A 16,990-nucleotide genomic window follows, 5' to 3' on the forward strand; every position below is an offset into this window, starting at 1 on the left:
TCTCATCGGTCCACGCAGGCTACAGTTGCGGGCCTCGCCCTTCGAGACGCCCGCCTGCGGCGGGCTCGTCAGGGTGAGGAGCGAAGGTGGTGCCCGGAACATGAATCTTGGGCAGGTGAATCTACGATCTCTGAGCTTACCCCTCATGGTGAGGAGCGCCGCAAGCGGCGCGTCTCGAACCACGAGGCCCCCGTGCGCCCCGTAGCTTTTCGGGAACCCGGCCGGTCACACTCCCGTGTGAACCGCCGCCGGCGCCGGGAAAGTCCCCGCAGAGCGGGTGCCTCACGGCTGCCTTTGTGCTAGGTTGAACATCCGGGCAACCTGGAGGGATTGTTGAGCGGTGTCACCCCCGAGCCGGCTGGGCCGGCAAGCAGCACGCCCGATGGCCTGACGCAGGATGGCCTGGCGCGGCTGAAGCTGGCGCAGGCGCTGAAGCGGGCGCGTCTCGCCATCGCCTGGGAGCGCGGCTGGCCGCATCTCGCCCGGCTGCTCACGGTGGTCGGTCTTTTCCTGATCGTCTCCTGGGCCGGCCTCTGGCTCGGCCTGCCGTTCGCGGTCCGCATGATCGGCGTCGGGCTGTTTCTGCTGCTGCTGCTCGGCGCCGCCGGGCCGATGCTGCGCTATCGCTGGCCGACCCGCGACGAGGGCCTGGCGCGGCTCGATCGCGGCTCGGGCATCGCCCATCGCCCCGCCACCGCTCTCACCGATACGCTCACCACCAAGGATCCGATCGCGCACGCGCTGTGGCAGGCGCAGCGCGAGCGCACCTTGGCCTCGATCAAGCGCATCCGCGCCGGCACGCCGCGGCCGCGGCTGTCGCTGCACGACCCCTGGGCGGTGCGCGCGCTGGTCATCGTGCTCTTGGTCGCGACCTCTATCGCGGCCGGTGACGAGCGGGCGCTGCGGGTGGCCTCGGCGTTCGACTGGAACGGCGTGCTGACGCCGGTCACGGTCCGGGTCGACGCCTGGGTCAAGCCGCCGCTCTACACCGCGAAGCCGCCGATCATCCTGTCCGCCGCCAACAAGGAAGGCGCCGTGCCGGCGAGCGGCCCGATCGTGGTGCCCCAGGGCTCGACGCTGATCGTGCGCTCCAGCGGCGGCAATCTCGATGTCATCACCGGCGGCGGCGTCGCCGAGGCGGCGCCCGGCGAGGGCGCGGCCGGCGAAGCCGCGCCGAAGGGCACCACCGAGAAGCACTACACGATCAAGACCGACGGCACCGTTCACGTCCGCGCGCCCGCAGGGCAACCGCAATGGGTGTTCGCGGCGACGCCGGACAAGCCGCCGGTCATCAGCATGGCCAAGGACCCCGAGCGGCAGGCGCGCGGCTCGCTGAAGCTGTCCTACAAGCTCGAGGATGATTACGGCGTCACCGAAGCCCGCGCCCGGGTCACCGCGCGGCCTGTCGAAGGTAAGGCTGCCGAGAGCAAGACGGCCGACGCGCCCGCCGCGCGGCCGCTGTTCCAGCCGCCGGAGTTTCCGCTGGTGCTGCCGAACGCGCGCACCCGCAACGGCGTCGGCCAGACCGTCAAGGATCTCAGCGAGGACCCCTACGCCGGCGCCGACGTCACGCTCACGCTGACAGCCAAGGACGAGGCCGGCAACGAGGGCACCAGCGAGCCGTTCGAGACCAGGCTGCCGGAGCGGCTGTTCACCAAGCCACTGGCGCGGGCGCTGATCGAGCAGCGGCGCATCCTCGCGCTCGACGGCAACCGCAACGGCGACGTGTTCACCGCGCTCGACGCGCTGGCGATCGCGCCGGAGCTGTTCACGCCCGAGCCCGGCCAGTATCTCGGCCTGCGCTCGGTGACGCGGCAGCTCGAAGCGGCGCGCACCGACGATGCGCTGCGCGAGGTGGTGGCGAGCCTGTGGGCGCTGGCCGTCACCATCGAGGACGGCAACATCTCCGACGTCGACAAGGCGCTGCGCGCGGCCCAGGACGCGCTGAAGCAGGCGCTGGAGCGCGGCGCCAGCGACGAGGAGATCAAGAAGCTCGCCGAGGATCTGCGCAAGGCGATGGACAACTACATGCGCCAGCTCGCCGAGCAATTGCGCAACAACCCGCAGATGGCGCAGCGGCCGCTCGACCAGAACACCAAGATCCTGCGCCAGCAGGACCTGCAGAACATGATCGACCGCATGGAGCGGCTGTCGCGCCAGGGCGACAAGGAGGGCGCGCGCGAGCTGCTCGAGCAGCTGCAGCAGATGCTGGAGAACCTGCAGATGGCGCAGCCCAACCAGGGCGGCGACAACGACATGGAGCAGGCGCTCAACGAGCTCGGCGACATGATCCGCAAGCAGCAGCAGCTCCGCGACAAGACCTTCAAGCAGGGCCAGGATTCGCGCCGCAACCGCAACAAGCAGCAGGGCGACCAGGACCAGAGCATGGGCGACCTGCAGCAGGACCAGCAGGCGCTGCGCGACCGTCTCAAGCAGCTTCAGGACCAGCTCGCCAAGCGCGGCATGGGCCAGAAGGGCGAAAAGGGACAGAAGGGTCAGAAAGGCCAGAAGGGGCAACAGGGTCAGCAGGGCGATCCCGGTGATCAAGGCGACCAGGGCGATTCCGGCGACGGGCTCGACGACGCCGACAGCGCGATGGGCGATGCCGGCAGTCAGCTCGGCGACAACAATGCCGACGGCGCGGTGGAATCGCAGGGCAAGGCGCTGGATGCGTTGCGCAAGGGCGCGCAGAGCCTCGCCGAGGCGATGCAGCAGGGCGACGGCGACCAGCCGGGCGACGGCCCCGGCCAGCGCGCCGGCCGCCAGCAGGGCGCGCAGCAGACCGATCCGCTCGGACGTCCGATGCATCCCGGCCGCGACATCGACGATTTCTCCCAGAAGATCCCGGGCGAGATCGACGTGCAGCGCGTCCGCCGCATCCTCGAGGAGCTGCGCCGCCGTCTCGGCGATCAGTCGCGGCCGCAGCTCGAGCTCGACTACATCGAGCGGCTACTGAAGGACTATTGAGGATGGGGCCGCCACGGGAGGTCATGCCCGTGGCTCACCGTTTTGACCGGAGGCCGCGTCGGTCAATAGCGTTTCTCGGACAGGATGCGCGCCGCGTGCTGCAGCCGGTCGACGGAGCGTTCGGTGTCGGTCAGCGCGCAGCAGCTGACCAGCGTATCGATGATCGCGAGCTGCGCGACGCGGCTGCTCATCGCCTCCGGGCGATAGCGCGTCTCGTTGGCGACGGTGTAGAGCAGCACCTCGCAATGCGCCGCCAGCGGCGACTTGCCGAGCCGGGTGATGCCGATGGTCCGCGCGCCCGCCGCCTGCGCCAGCCGCGTCGCCAGCACGGTCTCGACCGTGCTGCCCGAATGCGACACCGTGACGGTCGCGACGTCGGGCCCGGTCATCCCGGCGCTGACCGCCTGGACATGCGAATCGACGATCGCATTGGCCGCCAGGCCAAGCTGCAGCAGGCGATACGACAGATCCTGCGCGATCGGCGCCGAACTCCCGATGCCGTAGATCTCGACGCGCCGCGCCTGCCGCAGCAGCTTCGCCGCCTGCGCCAGCGCGTCCATCGACAGCAGCCGCCGCGTCTCCTGCAGCGAGGCGGCATGCGCCGCGAAGATGTGGTCGGTGACCGTCGCCGGATCATCCCCCCGATGCAGGTCCTCCTGGATCAGCCGCACCGGCTCGATCAGGTCCCGCGCCAGCATGATCTTGAGCTCCTGAAACCCCCGCACCCCGACCCGGCGGCAGAACGACACGATCGTGCCCTCGCTGACGCCGCAGGCTTCCGCGACCTCGGTGATCGACATGTGGATGAACGGCTCCGGCCGGGCGATGACCAGCTCCGCGATCTGCCGCGCTTTCGGCGGCAGCTCGTTCTGCAGCTCCCGAATACGAAACAAGATGCCGTTCACGCCCGGCCCAGAACGAAAGGTCGATCCCGTCACGCTGTGCCCCGATGCTGAGAAAATCTCATTCATATTCATTTCGTAAATAAAAATTTCACAGCGCTGTCAAGTCGCGCTGATACGCCAGCGACGTTCGCAGGAGCAGGTCGGGCTCGCCCCGCCAACCCTGAATACGTTCTTCAAGATTTCAAAAGGTCGTATCAGCATGACAACACGTCGCGATTTCTTGGCAGGCGCCACGGCGGCGGCTGCCTTCGCCAGCATCCGCCAGGCGCTGGCCATTCCGGCACGGCGCCGGACCGGCACCATTCAGGACGTCAAGCACATCGTCATCCTGATGCAGGAGAACCGCTCCTTCGATCACTACTTCGGCACGCTGCGCGGCGTCCGCGGCTTCGGCGACCGCTTCCCGATCCCGCTGGAGAGCGGCAAGCCGGTCTGGTTCCAGTCCGACGGCAGCCGCGAGATTCCGCCCTATCACCGCGACTCCACGACCTCCAACGCGCTGGTCGGCTACGGCACGCCGCATTCGTTCGGCGACAGCCAGGCGGCCTGGAACCAGGGCAAGATGGGCTATTGGGCGAAGTACAAGACGCCCTATGCGATGGGCTATTTCGGCCGCGACGACATCCCGTTCCAGTTCGCGCTCGCCGAGGCCTTCACCCTGTGCGACGCCTACCATGCCTCGATCACCACCGGCACCGATCCCAACCGGATCGTGTTCTGGTCGGGCTCCAACTTCAATCCGGCGCTGCGCGCGCAGGGCATCAACTCTACGACCAACGACTCCGAGCCCAACAACCTGCGCTGCTGGCCGAACCCGCACAATTGGGTCGCCGGCCAGCCGCAGCCGCAGGCGACCTACAAATACGTCGGCAGCGACTTCAACTGGGACACGCTCCCCGACCTGCTGAACAAGGCCGGCGTCAGCTGGCACATCTATCAGGACATGAACGACAACTGGACCGGCGCGATGCACGGCTGCCTGGCGTTCTCCAGCTTCCGTCATGCGCAGCCGGGCGATGCGAACTACGTGCACGGCCTGACCGGCGGTCCGGACTATCTCGACCGGCTGAAGGCCGACGTCATGGCCGGCACGCTGCCGGAGGTGTCGTGGATCCTGCCGACCCAGGCCAACTCCGAGCATCCCGGCGGCGGCAGTCCCACGCGGGCCGGCAATTTCACCGACCAGGTTCTGGAGGCGCTGACGGCCAACCCCGAAGTCTGGAGCCAGACCGTCTTCCTGCTGACCTTCGACGAGAATGACGGCTTCTTCGATCATCTGCCGGCGCCCGCAGTGCCGTCCTACGACGTCAACGGCAAGCTGATGGGCAAGGCGACCTTGCCGCTCGACGGCGAGTATTTCTCCAACACCGTCGGCAACGTGCTGACCGCGACCGACACGATCAGCGGCAACATCCGTCCCTGGGGCCTCTCCGCGCGGGTGCCGATGTACGTCGTTTCGCCTTGGAGCAAGGGCGGCTGGGTCAACTCGCAGGTGTTCGACCACACCTCGATCGGTCGCTTCCTGGAGAAGCGCTTCGGCATCAAGGTCGACGCCATCAGCCCCTGGCACCGCGCCGTCTCCGGCGATCTCACCTCGGCGTTCGATTTCGCCAGCCCGAACGATCCGCGCTTCCCGGAGCTGCCTGACCAGAGCAACTGGCAGGCGTCGGACGCGCACCAGAAGACCTTGCCGGCGCCGGTTGCGCCCGCGACACCGCAGCCGCTGTTCCAGGAGAGCGGCGCGCGCTATTCACGTCCGCTGCCCTATATCCTGCACGCCACAGCGAAGGTCGACGCCGCCGCGGGCAAGGTGAAGCTGCTGTTCGCCAACACCGGCTTCGCCGGCGCCGTGTTCCACGTCTACGACAAGCAGCATCTCGATCTCATTCCGCGCCGCTACACCGTCGAGGCCGGCAAGATGATCGACGATGAATGGAGCGTCGGCAGCGACGGCCTGTATGATCTCTGGGTGCTCGGCCCGAACGGCTTCCACCGTCATTTCAAGGGCGACCTCGACAAGGTCAGGCCGTCGAATGCCGCCAACCCGGAGATCTTCGTCGGTTACAACGTCTTCGAGGGCGGCCTGCACATGCAGCTGCGCAACGACGGCCATGCCCGCGTGAGCTTTGCGGTGAAGTCCAACGAGATCTATGGGCCGCTGCAGGCCGTCACCGCCTCGGTCTCGGCCGCGCTGGAGCCGCGGTGTCCCGGCTTCGGTCCGCTGCCCGGCTTCCATCCGGTGGGTTTTGGAGCGGTGCCGGGTTTCCGCTCGGCTCCCGACTTCGATGCTCCGGGCTTCGGCTTTGGCGCACCGACCTTCTTCCCCGGACCGGGCCATGGCGGTCCGTCCACGTCGTGGACGGTCAAGGTGTCCGCGCCCGGACGCCACGGCGAGCTGTACTGGCAACTGCGCAAGTCGGGCCATTGGTACGACTTCGTCGTCACCAGCGACACCGACGACAGCTTCTATCGCCGCGTCGCCGGCCACGTCGAGACCGGCCGTCCCTCGTTCAGCGACCCTGGGATGGCGCTGGCCGATCGCTTCTGATCGACGCATTTCATACGAGGTTCGGGGAGGGCGCCCATGGGCGCCCTTTCGCTTTGTTTCAGGCGCTGCCGAGATCGTGGATCGCGGGTGACAGTTGGCCTGCGGAGATGTTCAGCGTCGCCAGCGTGATCGGCAGCTTGAAGCGGCGCGGCCCTGCGCTGCCTGGATTCAGGTAGAGCACGCCGTCGCGCCTCTCGATGCCTGCGCGATGCGAGTGACCAGACACGACGATGTCGATGCCCGACGTTGCAGGATCGATCGCGAGGTCGTGGACGTCGTGCACGACATGGACGGCACGCGTGCCGAGCCTGATGGTTTCGGTGGCGGGATATGCATTCGCCCAGTCTGCCGTGTCGATGTTGCCGCGGATCGCAGTCACCGATGCGATCAGGCGAAGCCGGTCAACGATCTCGTGCCGGCCGATATCGCCGGCGTGGATGATGTGATGGACGCCCGACAGACATCGCACTGCCTCCGGCCGCAGCAGCCCATGCGTGTCGGAGATGATTCCAACTTTGAGCATCGTTTCCTGCCGGCGTGATGGATACCGCCTCAGGCGATCGTGAGAATCTCCAGCTCTTGTCCGGTAACCTCGACGACGTCGCCGACCGATTTGCCCATCAGCAGGCGAGCCACCGGCGAGACGTGCGAGATCATGCCGCGCTTCGGATCAGCCTCATCCTCGCCGACGATGGTGTAGGTCTGCACGCGGCCGTCGCCGCGCTTGAACGTCACGGTGCTGCCGAACGCGATCTGATCGGTCGATGTCGGCGCCGGCATCACCTGCGCGGTCCGGACACGCGCTGCAAAGTAGCGCGCGTCGCGCAGCGGCAGCGCCGACTCCCGTCGCCGCTCGTTGACGTCCTCGATTTCCTGCGCCGCTTCATAGGCCGCCTGCGCCTCGCGCAACTGCCTCTCGAGCGCCTTGAGTCCCGCCTCGGTGACGAGATTCGGATGCGGCGAGACCGGCCGGTCGGGCAGCTGCGTTTCGGCGGCCGTCTCGGCGCTCTCTTCCTTGGTGAATGCGACGCTCACGCCGGACTCCTGAAAAAGGCCGCGAGATGTCGCGGCCCTCAGGGAGAGATCATGCCGGCTGCGCAGATTTCAAGCCGTGCGCGCATGCGGCGTGCGAGCGCGCTTGACAGAAGCGGCTATGCGCATTCTAATATACGAACTATAGTTCGCAATCCGAACTATAGCAGATCAAAATGCCGGTCGTCAAGGCCGGCGTCAGCCAGGAAACGTCGGAGCCTCCAAGTGGACGAGGACAACAAGGCTGGGAAAAGCGTCGTGCAGTCGCTGGCCAAGGGCTTTCAGGTGCTGAACGCCTTTACCAGCGAGGAGCCCGAGCTGGTGCTCGCCGACGTCGCGCGCCGCGCGGCGCTCGACAAGGGCACCACGTTCCGCCTGCTCAACACGCTCGTGATGCTCGGCTATGTCGAGAAGGTCGGTGACACCAGGCGCTTTCGCCTCACGCTCAAATGTCTCGACCTCGGCTTCAACGCGATCGCGCGCTCTGAGCTGCGGACTCAGGCGCGCCCGATCCTGCGCAGCCTGGTCGGCGAGATGAATGAGGCCGCCTCGCTCGCCGTGCTCGACGGCAGCGACATCGTCTATGTCGAGCGCATCCAGGCCGGCCTGGTCCGGCTCGGCGTCGACGTGCGGATCGGCAGCCGGGCGCCGGTCTATTCGACCGCGGTCGGCCAGGCCATTCTCGCGCTGCTGCCGGTCGAGACGCAGATCCAGGTGCTGGAGGCGCAGCCGCGCATCAAGCGCACCGAGACCACGATCACCGAGCTCGACGCGCTGCTGCAGCGTCTGCGTCAGGTGAAGGCGGCGGGCTACGCGCTGTCAAATCAGGAAAATGCGCCCGGGCTGTGCGTGCTCGCGGCACCGGTCATCGATCGCGACGGCATTCCGCTCGCGGCGATCAGCATCGCTGCGCCCACCATGCGCATCACGGCGGACGACTTCGAGCGGCTCGGCGTGGCGCCGCTGCTCAGAGCGGCCGCCCAGCTGTCGCGGGCTCTGGAGGCGATGGGCGGGGCGACCGCGACGGTCTCCAAACGATGAACATCGATGTGACGAAACAGGAGCAAGCATGAGCGTCATGACCAACTTCAAGGGGATCATCCCGGCGATCGCCGTCCCCTTCAACGCCGACCATTCGATCGACGAGGCCGAGCTGTCGCGCTACGCGGCCTGGCTCGGCAAGCGCCGCGGCATCGTCGGCATCATGACCAACGGCCACACCGGCGAGGTATTCAGCCTCACCGCGAAGGAGCGCGCCGAGGTGACGCGCATCGTCGCCAAGGCGCTCACCGGCATCTGCCCGACCATCTCTTCGGTGGTCTGCGAGGGTATCAAGGACGGCATCGAGCACGCGCTGATGGCTAAGGAAGCCGGCGCCACCGCGCTGGACATCATGCCGCCGCATCATTGGCTGCGCTTCGGCTTCAAGCGCGAGCACTGCCTGGATTATTTCAGCGCCATCGGCGAGGCCACCAGGCTGCCGCTGATCGTGCATGTCTATCCGGCCTGGACCCGCGCCTCGTTCTCGTCCGAGTTGCTCGCCGAGCTTGCGCGTCTCGATCACGTCCAGGCGTTCAAGATCGGCACCCGCGAGATGAACAAGTACGCCCGCGACATCAAGGCGATCCGTGCGGCGGCGCCGCACAAGGCGCTCCTGACCTGCCACGACGAATATCTGCTGGCGTCGATGGTGCAGGGCGTCGATGGCGCGCTGGTCGGCTTCGCCTCGCTGATTCCGGATCTGATCTACGATCTGTTCGCGGCCGTCACCGCCGGCGACCTGAAGCTTGCGATGAAGCTGCAGGGCATGATCGATCCGCTGAAGGACGCCGTGTACGGCGGCGGCGAGCCGACCGGCGAGGCGCATGGCCGCATGAAGGCGGCGATGCAGGTCGCCGGCGTCATCCGCGACGCCACGGTGCGCCCGCCGACCCATGCGCCCAGCGCCGAGGAGATGGCCGCGATCCGCGCTGCGGTCGCGGCTGCCGGTCTGACGGTGCAGGCTGCGGCCTGATTGATCGACCAGCGACGGTCGGGTGTGGTCCGGCCGTCACTCCAGACGACAACGAATAACATTCCGGGTGGACGCTCATGCTGATGATGGATGTCGACAATGCGCCACGGCGCGCTACGGACGCGCCGAACGATGTGCTCATCGCGATCGACCAGCTGTCGAAGACCTACGTCTCTGCCTCGGGCGCGGCCGTCCATGCGCTGAGCCGGATCTCGCTCGACATCAAGCCGGGCGAGTTCGTCTGCGTCGTCGGCCCCTCCGGGTGCGGCAAGAGCACCTTGCTGCGTCTGCTCGCGGGGCTTGATAGTTACAGCGACGGCCGGCTGCTGCTCGATGGCGAGCACGTCGCCGGTCCCTCGCGCAAGGTCGGCGTCGTGTTCCAGGCGGCCAATCTGCTGCCGTGGATGACGGTGCGCGACAATGTCGGGCTGCCGCTGCGCGTCGGCGGCCAGCATGCGCCGGCCGGCGACCGCATCGATCGTCTGCTCGCCGTGACCGGCCTTGCCGATTTCGGCGACAAATATCCCTATGAGCTGTCCGGCGGCATGCAGCAGCGCGCCGGTATCTGCCGCGCGCTGGCGCGCGATCCCGAGATCCTGTTGATGGACGAGCCCTTCGGCGCGCTCGATGCGCTGACGCGCGAGCGCCTGAACCTCGAGCTGCAACGGATCTGGCAGGAGAACCGCAAGACCATCCTGCTGATCACGCACTCGATCTCCGAGGCGATCTTTCTCGCCGACCGGGTCATCGTGATGTCGGCCCGCCCCGGCCGCATCCTCGCTGATCTCCACGTGCCCATTCCGCGGCCGCGCACGTTCGACGACATCGTGTTGCATCCGGACTATGCGCGGCTTGCCAGGGAAGTCCGCGGACTGCTCAATGCGCAGGAGCACGGCCATGACTGATCTCGCCAACGTCGCCGCGCTCGCCATGTCCCAGAAGCCCGCAAGTCCGCGCCGCCGCATCCGCCTGGGATCGCCGATCGCCTGGATCGGCCTCGCGGTGCTGATCCTGAGCTGGATCGCCGCGGTCAACCTGCTGAACATCCCGTCCTACATCCTGCCGAAGCCCGAAGCCGTCGTCCGCGCGCTGTGGTCCGGGCTCGCGGTCAGCCCGGCCAGCCCGCTCGGCTATTACCTGCCGCTGTGGAGCACGCTCAGCAATGCCGCGGTCGGCTGCGCCATCGGTGTCGGGCTCGGCCTGGTCATCGGTTCGCTAATGGCGGAAGTGGAAGCGATCGAGCGCCTCGTGATGCCCTATGCGTTCGCGCTGCAGAGCCTGCCCAAGGTGGCGATCGCGCCGCTGATCGTGATCTGGTTCGGCTTCGGCGACGGCTCCAAGATCGCGATCTCGGCGCTGCTGTCGTTCTTCCCGGTGCTGATCAACAGCTTCACCGGCCTGCGCGCCGTCGAGCCGGAGCGCATCGACCTGATGCGCTCGCTGTCGGCGTCGCGTCTCGAGACCTATCGCATCGTCAAGCTGCCGAACGCCGCGCCCTTCATCTTCGCCGGCCTCGACATGGCCGTGGTCTATGCGCTGCTCGGCGCCATCGTCGCCGAGTTCCTCGGCGCGCAGCGCGGCATGGGCGTCGTCATCACCCAGGCGCAGGCGGTCTCCGATGTCGCCGGCGTGTTCGCGGCGCTGATCATTCTCGGCGTGCTCGGCATCGTGCTGCACGGGATCGTGCGCTGGTGCGAGGCCAAGGTCGTGCACTGGGGCGCCAACAGAAAGAAATAGTACAACAGGGAGGAGTGGAAGATGGTTTCGCGCAGGTCATTCCTGAAGGGCAGCGCCAGTGCGGCGCTGCTGATGAGCGGCGCCCCGGCCGGCCTGATGGCCGCGGACGCAAGGAAGATCCGCTTCGGTGTCGGACTCAAGGCGCTCAACGCCACCATCATCAATTGCGTGATCGGCGAGGCGCTCGGCTACAACGCGCAGGAGGGGTTCTCGCTCGACGTCCAGGCGCTCGGCACCAATGCCAACGTCCAGGTCGCGACCGACCGCGGCTCCGTCACCATCGGCGTCGGCGTGCCGTCGACGGCGCTGCCGCTGCTTGCCAAGGGCGAATGGGGCGGCGCGAAAATGTTCTATCAGTACACTTACCCTTACAAGTGGGACATCGCCGTCCCGCCCGGCTCGGCGCTCAAGAGCTACACGGACCTCAAGGGCAGGAAGATCGGCGTGTCCGACTTCGGCGCCACCGAATATCCGGTGACCAAGAACGTGCTGAAGGCGCTCGGCCTCGATCCGGAGAAGGATGTGAGCTGGGTCGCGGTCGGCAACGGCACGCCGGCGGGCGTCGCCCTGCAGCGCGGCGTGGTCGATGCGCTGGCCTATTTCGACACCGGCTTCGGCCAGATCGAGGCGGCCGGCATCGAGATGACCTATCTGCCGCGTCCGACCTCGATCCCGATGGTCGGCGGCCAGTTCCTGATGGCAATGCCCCAGACGTTCGAGAAGGACAAGGATCTGCTGATCGGCTTCGGTCGCTCGGTCTGCAAGGCCTCGCAGTTCCTGCTCGCCAATCCCGCCGCCGGCGCCAGGGCGTTCCTGAAGCTCTATCCGGAGACGGCGCCGCGCGGCGCCAGCGAGGACGAAGCCGTGAAGGCCGTGCTGCAGTCGATCAGCCGCCGCATCAAGCTCTACGCGCCGCCCTATGCTGATACGAAGATGGGCGCGATCAACGAGCAGGAGTTCCGCACCGAAGCCGCGATGAACGGGCTCGACATCAAGGACTACAATGCGCTCTACACCAATGAGCTGATCGACAAGATCAACAATTTCGATGCAGTGAAGGTCAAGGCCGAGGCGGCTGCGTACAAGGGATGACAGTGGATCACGACAGCAGTTCCGGTTTTCGCCACGCGGTGGTGACCGGAGCCAGCTCCGGCATCGGCCGCGCCATCGCCGAGCGCCTGCTGGCGGCCGGCTGGCGCGTGACGGGCATCGACCTCGCGCCGTCGGGGTTCTCACATGAGGGCTTTCGAAGTCTGCAAGCTGATCTCGCCGAGCCGCACGCGCTGGTCGCGCAACTCGCAGGCATCGGCGTCGTCACTGCGCTCGTTCATGCTGCCGGCTACATGCGCGTCGGAAGGCTCGGCGAACTCACGCATGAGAACGGCGAAGGCATGTGGCGCGTCCATGTCGGCGCGGCGGAGGTGCTCGCCGATGCGCTGGCGCCGCACATGACGGAGGGCGGGCGCATCGTCCTGATCGGCAGCCGCACCGCCACCGGCGCGGCGGGGCGCAGCCAGTACGCAGCGACCAAGGCCGCACTCACCGGCCTCGCGCGCTCCTGGGCCATCGAGCTGGCGCCGCGCCTGATCACCGTCAACGTCATCGCTCCGGCCGCGACCGACACGCCGTTCCTGCGCGATCCCGGCCGTGCCGGCACCGCGCCGGTGCTGCCGCCGATGGGGCGCTACGTCGATCCAGCGGAGGTGGCCGCGCTCACCGCCTTCCTGCTGTCGCCGGAAGCGGGCGCCATCACCGGACAGACCATCACCATCTGTGCAGGCGCCTCGCTGTAGAGCGGCGCGTGCGGCCCCGACCAGGAGAATGACCATGACCGTCCGTATCGTCGACGTCCGCGAGGTGACGAAGCCGATCTCATCGCCGATCCGCAATGCCTATATCGACTTCACCAAGATGACCTCCAGTCTCGTCGCCGTCATTACCAATGTCGAGCGCAACGGACGGCCCGTCGTCGGCTACGGCTTCAACTCCAACGGCCGCTACGGCCAAGGCGGCTTGATCCGCGAGCGCTTTCGCGCGCGCCTCCTGGAAGCTGACCCAACATCGTTGCTCGATGCCAGCAAGGACAACATCGATCCGGACAAGGCCTGGGCGGCGATGATGATCAACGAGAAGCCCGGCGGCCACGGCGAGCGCTCGGTCGCGGTCGGCACGTTGGACATGGCGATCTGGGATGCGGTCGCCAAGATCGCCGACAAGCCGCTGTTCCGTCTGCTCGCGGAGCGGCACGGCCGCAAGGCCGAACCGCGCGTCTTCGTCTACGCTGCCGGCGGCTACTACTATCCCGGCAAGGATCTCTCGGCGCTCCGCCGCGAGATGCGCGGCTATCTCGAGCGCGGCTACAATGTCGTGAAGATGAAGATCGGCGGCGCCCCGATCGATGAAGACCGTGAGCGCATCGAGGCCGTGCTCGATGAGATCGGCCCCGGCCATCAGCTCGCCGTCGACGCCAATGGCCGCCTCGACCTGGAGACCGCGATCGCCTACGCCAAGATGCTGCGCGACTATCCGCTGTTCTGGTACGAGGAGGCGGGCGACCCGCTCGACTATCACCTGCAGGCGACCTTGGCCGATTTCTATCCCGGCCCGATGGCCACCGGCGAGAACCTGTTCAGCCACCAGGACGCGCGCAACCTCATTCGCTATGGCGGCATGCGTCCCGATCGCGACTGGCTGCAATTCGACTGCGCGCTGTCCTACGGCCTGTGCGAATATCTGCGCACGCTCGACGTGCTCAGGACCTACGGCTGGTCGCCGTCACGCTGCATCCCACATGGCGGCCACCAGATGTCGCTCAACATCGCCGCCGGCCTCGGCCTCGGCGGCAATGAGAGCTATCCGGATCTGTTCCAGCCCTATGGCGGCTTCCCCGACGGCGTGAAGGTGATCGATGGCCACATCACGATGCTGGACCTCCCCGGCATCGGCTTCGAGGGCAAATCCGATCTCTATGCCGAGATGCGCGCGCTCAGCGCGTGAAGCTGAGCGGGGCGTCCGACGGCCGCCCCAGCGTCATTGCGAGCGCAGCGAAGCAATCCAGACGGTCTCCGCAGAGGGATTCTGGATTGCTTCGCTGCTGTTCAGCCCGGGGACATAGCTGACGGGTGTTCGGGGAGATGGTTGACACTTCAAAATCGGCTCGATTCGTCAAGCAGAGGGGCGAGCGATGCCGTGGCGAGAGGTGTCTGTCATGGACCAGCGACGAGAGTTTGTGATGCTTGCCAAGCAGGAAGGGGCGAACCGGCGGGAGCTGTGTCGGCGGTTCGGTATCAGCCCTCAGACGGGCTACAAATGGATCCAGCGGCATGACGCTGGGGACACGGCGCTGGCGGATCGGTCGCGGCGGCCTCATCGAAGTCCGGAGCGCACCGCGGCTGCGACCGAGCAGCAGATTGTCGCATTGCGCGATGCTCACCCGGCCTGGGGCGCGCGCAAGCTCGCACGGTGTCTTGAGCGTGATGGTCAAGCTGTCCCGGCGATATCCACCGTGCACACCATCCTGCGCCGCTACGATCGAGTGGTCGAGCCTGCAGGCACGCCCGGACAGCCCTACACGCGGTTCGAGAAGGATGCGCCCAATCAGCTGTGGCAGATGGACTTCAAGGGGCACAGTGCGCTGGAGAACGGTGTGTCCTGTCATCCGCTGACAGCGTTGGACGATCACTCCCGCTTCTCGTTGTGCCTGGCGGCTTGTGACAACGAGCGCGGCTCTACGGTCAAAGGACATTTGGAGACGACGTTCCGCCGTTATGGACTGCCGGATGCGATGTTCGTCGACAATGGTGGCCCCTGGGGATTTACCCTCGAAGACCCCTGGACCGCGTTGACGGTCTGGCTTCTGAAGCTCGGCGTTCGAACGATCCACAGCCGGCCCTACCATCCTCAGAGCCGCGGCAAGAACGAACGCTTCCACCGTAGTCTGAAGGCCGAGGTGTTTGCCTTCAGGCGCTACCGTGATCTTCCCGATGTCCAGCGGGCACTCGACGGATGGCGCTCCGTCTACAATCTCGACCGGCCGCACGAGGCCTTGAACTTCGACGTGCCGGCAAGCCGCTATCAACCGAGCCAACGTGCGATGCCAGACCGGCTTCCGATCGTCGAATACGACGAGGGTGAGAGCATCCGTTCCGTGTCGAGCACGAAGGCCTACGTCAGTTTCGAGGGGCGGCTCTGGAAAGTCCCGCAAGCCTTCCGAGGTGAGCGGCTGGCTATCCGGCCACTCAGTGCCGACGGAAAGTTCGGAATTTTCTTTGCCGCACATCAGATCGCAGCGATTGATCTGCGCGACCCCAAAACTGTCAACTATGTCCCCGAACAGGTGTAAGCTATGTCTCCGGGCTGAACACTGCGCTCGCAATGACGGAGGAGAGAGGATCAGTTCCTTCAGCGACCTTTACGCAGGCGCGAGCCCATCAGGCATGTCCGCGCTCCATCGCACCCATCGCTGTCGTCCCGGGCAAGCCGCGATGGCGCGAAGCGACGGCGTGGCGCCGACCCGGGACCCATACCCCCAGGGAGATGTGATGGCGCGAGATGTGGGACCAGTCTTGTCCCTCAACGGCGGCAGTGGCTATGGATCCCTGCGTTCGCAGGGATGAGTGCGTCCGTGAGGACGCTTTGTTGGAGTGGTGAAAGTCCGCTCTGGAGTTGGTCGCAACTCCATAATCGAAGGTAACTGCGTCGCCGTGAGGCGGGGTGGAGAGCAGCCGGAGGTGAACTGGCAGTCCGTAGGAGCACGAACCTGATTCGGCGGGGAGCTGTGGCGAGCCTGCTCGTCCTTGGCGAAGCCTGGAAGCAACCCTCGGCGCTGATGCGACGACCAAAGCGACCGAAGGACAGTCCACGTGGTTGAGGTCGGAATGTCGGGAAGGCAAAGCGGAGTAAGCGGAGAGACCTGACGCTCAGGTGAGGGCGTCAGGAGTCAGAGCCTTCATAATACCGTGGTCCGTTTTGACGGCGAGAGGGGCGGGAAGCAAAACCGTCCTGAGGGAAGGGAGGCAGGAAGCTGGATGTGTGAGGTTGGGGGATGAAGCAAGAGAACCCCGGCAGTGCCGACAAGGCTACGCAAGGGGGAGACGTCGCCGGCGGACAACCGCGGACTTTGTGGTGGATGGAAGCTTCGATCTGGGCCGCGCGCATGGTGTCGGCGCTGGGCAACGGCGTCAAAGGAGGCAAGTGAACGCCTTCTTCAAAAGCCAAGGACTGTTCACCTTCGACGCAGCCCTGGAACAACTCAGACACCCCCGATGAGGAAACCAGCGACTGGAGAGCCGTATGCGGGAGAACCGCACGTACGGTTCGGAGGGAGGGGAGGCCAAAAGCCTTCCCTACCCCTATCAGCGCGGACTGCAGCAACGTCGAGGATTATCGTTGGCGCGCTACGCCTTGCCCGCCTTCGACGCCAGCGCATCGGCGACCGCGGTTCTGATATCGGCGACCGAGAACGGCTTGGTGATGACATCATGCGCGATCGCGCTGAGATTCGACGCCCGCTCGCGCTGATGGGCAAAGCCCGTCATCAGCAGGATGGTCAAATCGGGAAAATCGCGTGCTGCCGACAGCGCCAGCGCGATGCCGTCCATGATGGGCATCTGGATGTCGGTCAGCAGCAGGTCGAAGGCGCCGGCCTCGCGCGTCAGGATGTCGAGCGCCTCGGCACCGTCCTGCGCCGTCACGATCTCATGTCCATCCATGGCAATGGCGCGCGCGACCAAGGTCCGCATCGAATCTTCGTCGTCGGCGATCAGCACGCGCGACATGTCGTTTCGT

15 protein-coding genes are annotated in these 16,990 nt (G+C 66.5%); 11 read left to right on the plus strand and 4 right to left on the minus strand.

Features of this window, described 5'->3' with window-relative positions:
* The first annotated feature begins 333 nt into the window (after positions 1-333).
* Positions 334-2,967, plus strand: a complete 2,634-nt coding sequence (locus tag QX126_RS19715; protein WP_315783059.1) for a TIGR02302 family protein — start codon at positions 334-336, stop codon at positions 2,965-2,967.
* A gap of 62 nt (positions 2,968-3,029) precedes the next feature.
* Here the strand turns inward: QX126_RS19715 and QX126_RS19720 are convergent, their stop codons facing one another.
* Positions 3,030-3,860 (minus strand): MurR/RpiR family transcriptional regulator, encoded by an 831-nt coding sequence (locus QX126_RS19720; protein WP_315736220.1) that lies wholly within the window; start codon positions 3,858-3,860, stop codon positions 3,030-3,032.
* Positions 3,861-4,071: 211 nt separating this feature from the next.
* Here QX126_RS19720 and QX126_RS19725 point away from each other — a divergent pair, with 211 nt between their 5' ends.
* Complete coding sequence (locus QX126_RS19725; RefSeq protein WP_315783061.1) at positions 4,072-6,420, plus strand: phosphocholine-specific phospholipase C; 2,349 nt, start codon at positions 4,072-4,074, stop codon at positions 6,418-6,420.
* A gap of 58 nt (positions 6,421-6,478) precedes the next feature.
* Here the strand turns inward: QX126_RS19725 and QX126_RS19730 are convergent, their stop codons facing one another.
* Together QX126_RS19730 and greA are read right to left on the minus strand one after the other, a co-directional pair.
* Complete coding sequence (locus QX126_RS19730; protein ID WP_315783063.1) at positions 6,479-6,943, minus strand: metallophosphoesterase family protein; 465 nt, start codon at positions 6,941-6,943, stop codon at positions 6,479-6,481.
* Between the two features lie 29 nt (positions 6,944-6,972).
* Entirely contained in the window at positions 6,973-7,455 is a 483-nt protein-coding gene (greA, locus tag QX126_RS19735; protein ID WP_315783065.1) for a transcription elongation factor GreA, read from the minus strand.
* 222 nt (positions 7,456-7,677) lie between these two features.
* Here greA and QX126_RS19740 point away from each other — a divergent pair, with 222 nt between their 5' ends.
* The 9 genes from QX126_RS19740 (at position 7,678) to QX126_RS19780 (ending at position 16,400) form a co-directional block, all read left to right on the plus strand.
* Positions 7,678-8,493, plus strand: coding sequence for an IclR family transcriptional regulator (locus QX126_RS19740; protein ID WP_315783067.1), 816 nt, complete (start codon positions 7,678-7,680; stop codon positions 8,491-8,493).
* A 28-nt stretch (positions 8,494-8,521) separates the two neighbouring features.
* Positions 8,522-9,466 carry a dihydrodipicolinate synthase family protein gene (locus QX126_RS19745; RefSeq protein WP_315783069.1) on the plus strand — a complete coding sequence of 315 codons (945 nt, stop codon included), beginning with the start codon at positions 8,522-8,524 and terminating at the stop codon, positions 9,464-9,466.
* Between the two features lie 77 nt (positions 9,467-9,543).
* Positions 9,544-10,371: an ABC transporter ATP-binding protein gene (locus QX126_RS19750; RefSeq protein WP_315783071.1), complete on the plus strand. Its 828-nt coding sequence runs from the start codon at positions 9,544-9,546 to the stop codon at positions 10,369-10,371.
* The gene (locus tag QX126_RS19755; protein WP_315783073.1) at positions 10,364-11,203 is read left to right on the plus strand and encodes an ABC transporter permease; all 840 of its coding nucleotides are present in this window, start codon (positions 10,364-10,366) and stop codon (positions 11,201-11,203) included. Before QX126_RS19750 ends, QX126_RS19755 begins: the two co-directional genes overlap by 8 nt.
* A gap of 21 nt (positions 11,204-11,224) precedes the next feature.
* The gene (locus tag QX126_RS19760) at positions 11,225-12,295 is read left to right on the plus strand and encodes an ABC transporter substrate-binding protein (RefSeq protein ID WP_315783075.1); all 1,071 of its coding nucleotides are present in this window, start codon (positions 11,225-11,227) and stop codon (positions 12,293-12,295) included.
* Positions 12,292-12,996 carry an SDR family oxidoreductase gene (locus QX126_RS19765; RefSeq protein ID WP_315783077.1) on the plus strand — a complete coding sequence of 235 codons (705 nt, stop codon included), beginning with the start codon at positions 12,292-12,294 and terminating at the stop codon, positions 12,994-12,996. The genes QX126_RS19760 and QX126_RS19765 overlap by 4 nt, the downstream gene beginning before the upstream one ends.
* Positions 12,997-13,030: 34 nt before the next feature.
* The gene (locus tag QX126_RS19770; RefSeq protein ID WP_315783079.1) at positions 13,031-14,200 is read left to right on the plus strand and encodes a mandelate racemase/muconate lactonizing enzyme family protein; all 1,170 of its coding nucleotides are present in this window, start codon (positions 13,031-13,033) and stop codon (positions 14,198-14,200) included.
* Between the two features lie 187 nt (positions 14,201-14,387).
* Complete coding sequence (locus tag QX126_RS19775) at positions 14,388-15,545, plus strand: IS481 family transposase (protein ID WP_315759740.1); 1,158 nt, start codon at positions 14,388-14,390, stop codon at positions 15,543-15,545.
* A gap of 702 nt (positions 15,546-16,247) precedes the next feature.
* The gene (locus tag QX126_RS19780; protein WP_315783081.1) at positions 16,248-16,400 is read left to right on the plus strand and encodes a hypothetical protein; all 153 of its coding nucleotides are present in this window, start codon (positions 16,248-16,250) and stop codon (positions 16,398-16,400) included.
* Between the two features lie 199 nt (positions 16,401-16,599).
* On the opposite strand, the gene QX126_RS19785 is transcribed toward QX126_RS19780, so the two are convergent.
* On the minus strand, positions 16,600-16,980 hold the full coding sequence (locus tag QX126_RS19785; RefSeq protein ID WP_315736231.1) for a response regulator: 381 nt from the start codon (positions 16,978-16,980) through the stop codon (positions 16,600-16,602).
* Positions 16,981-16,990 lie beyond the last annotated feature (10 nt).

Source organism: Bradyrhizobium sp. SZCCHNPS1003, from assembly GCF_032381555.1.
Taxonomy (GTDB): Bacteria; Pseudomonadota; Alphaproteobacteria; order Rhizobiales; family Xanthobacteraceae; genus Bradyrhizobium.

Excerpts from the sequence above, each read along its gene's own strand:
- QX126_RS19775 (WP_315759740.1), top strand. The coding sequence starts at position 14,388 with ATGCCGTGGCGAGAGGTGTCTGTCATGGACCAGCGACGAGAGTTTGTG.
- QX126_RS19765 (WP_315783077.1), top strand. The coding sequence starts at position 12,292 with ATGACAGTGGATCACGACAGCAGTTCCGGTTTTCGCCACGCGGTGGTG.
- QX126_RS19750 (WP_315783071.1), top strand. The coding sequence starts at position 9,544 with ATGCTGATGATGGATGTCGACAATGCGCCACGGCGCGCTACGGACGCG.
- QX126_RS19755 (WP_315783073.1), top strand. The coding sequence starts at position 10,364 with ATGACTGATCTCGCCAACGTCGCCGCGCTCGCCATGTCCCAGAAGCCC.
- QX126_RS19770 (WP_315783079.1), top strand. The coding sequence starts at position 13,031 with ATGACCGTCCGTATCGTCGACGTCCGCGAGGTGACGAAGCCGATCTCA.
- QX126_RS19785 (WP_315736231.1), bottom strand. The coding sequence starts at position 16,980 with ATGTCGCGCGTGCTGATCGCCGACGACGAAGATTCGATGCGGACCTTG.
- QX126_RS19745 (WP_315783069.1), top strand. The coding sequence starts at position 8,522 with ATGAGCGTCATGACCAACTTCAAGGGGATCATCCCGGCGATCGCCGTC.
- QX126_RS19730 (WP_315783063.1), bottom strand. The coding sequence starts at position 6,943 with ATGCTCAAAGTTGGAATCATCTCCGACACGCATGGGCTGCTGCGGCCG.
- QX126_RS19760 (WP_315783075.1), top strand. The coding sequence starts at position 11,225 with ATGGTTTCGCGCAGGTCATTCCTGAAGGGCAGCGCCAGTGCGGCGCTG.
- QX126_RS19780 (WP_315783081.1), top strand. The coding sequence starts at position 16,248 with ATGAAGCAAGAGAACCCCGGCAGTGCCGACAAGGCTACGCAAGGGGGA.
- QX126_RS19725 (WP_315783061.1), top strand. The coding sequence starts at position 4,072 with ATGACAACACGTCGCGATTTCTTGGCAGGCGCCACGGCGGCGGCTGCC.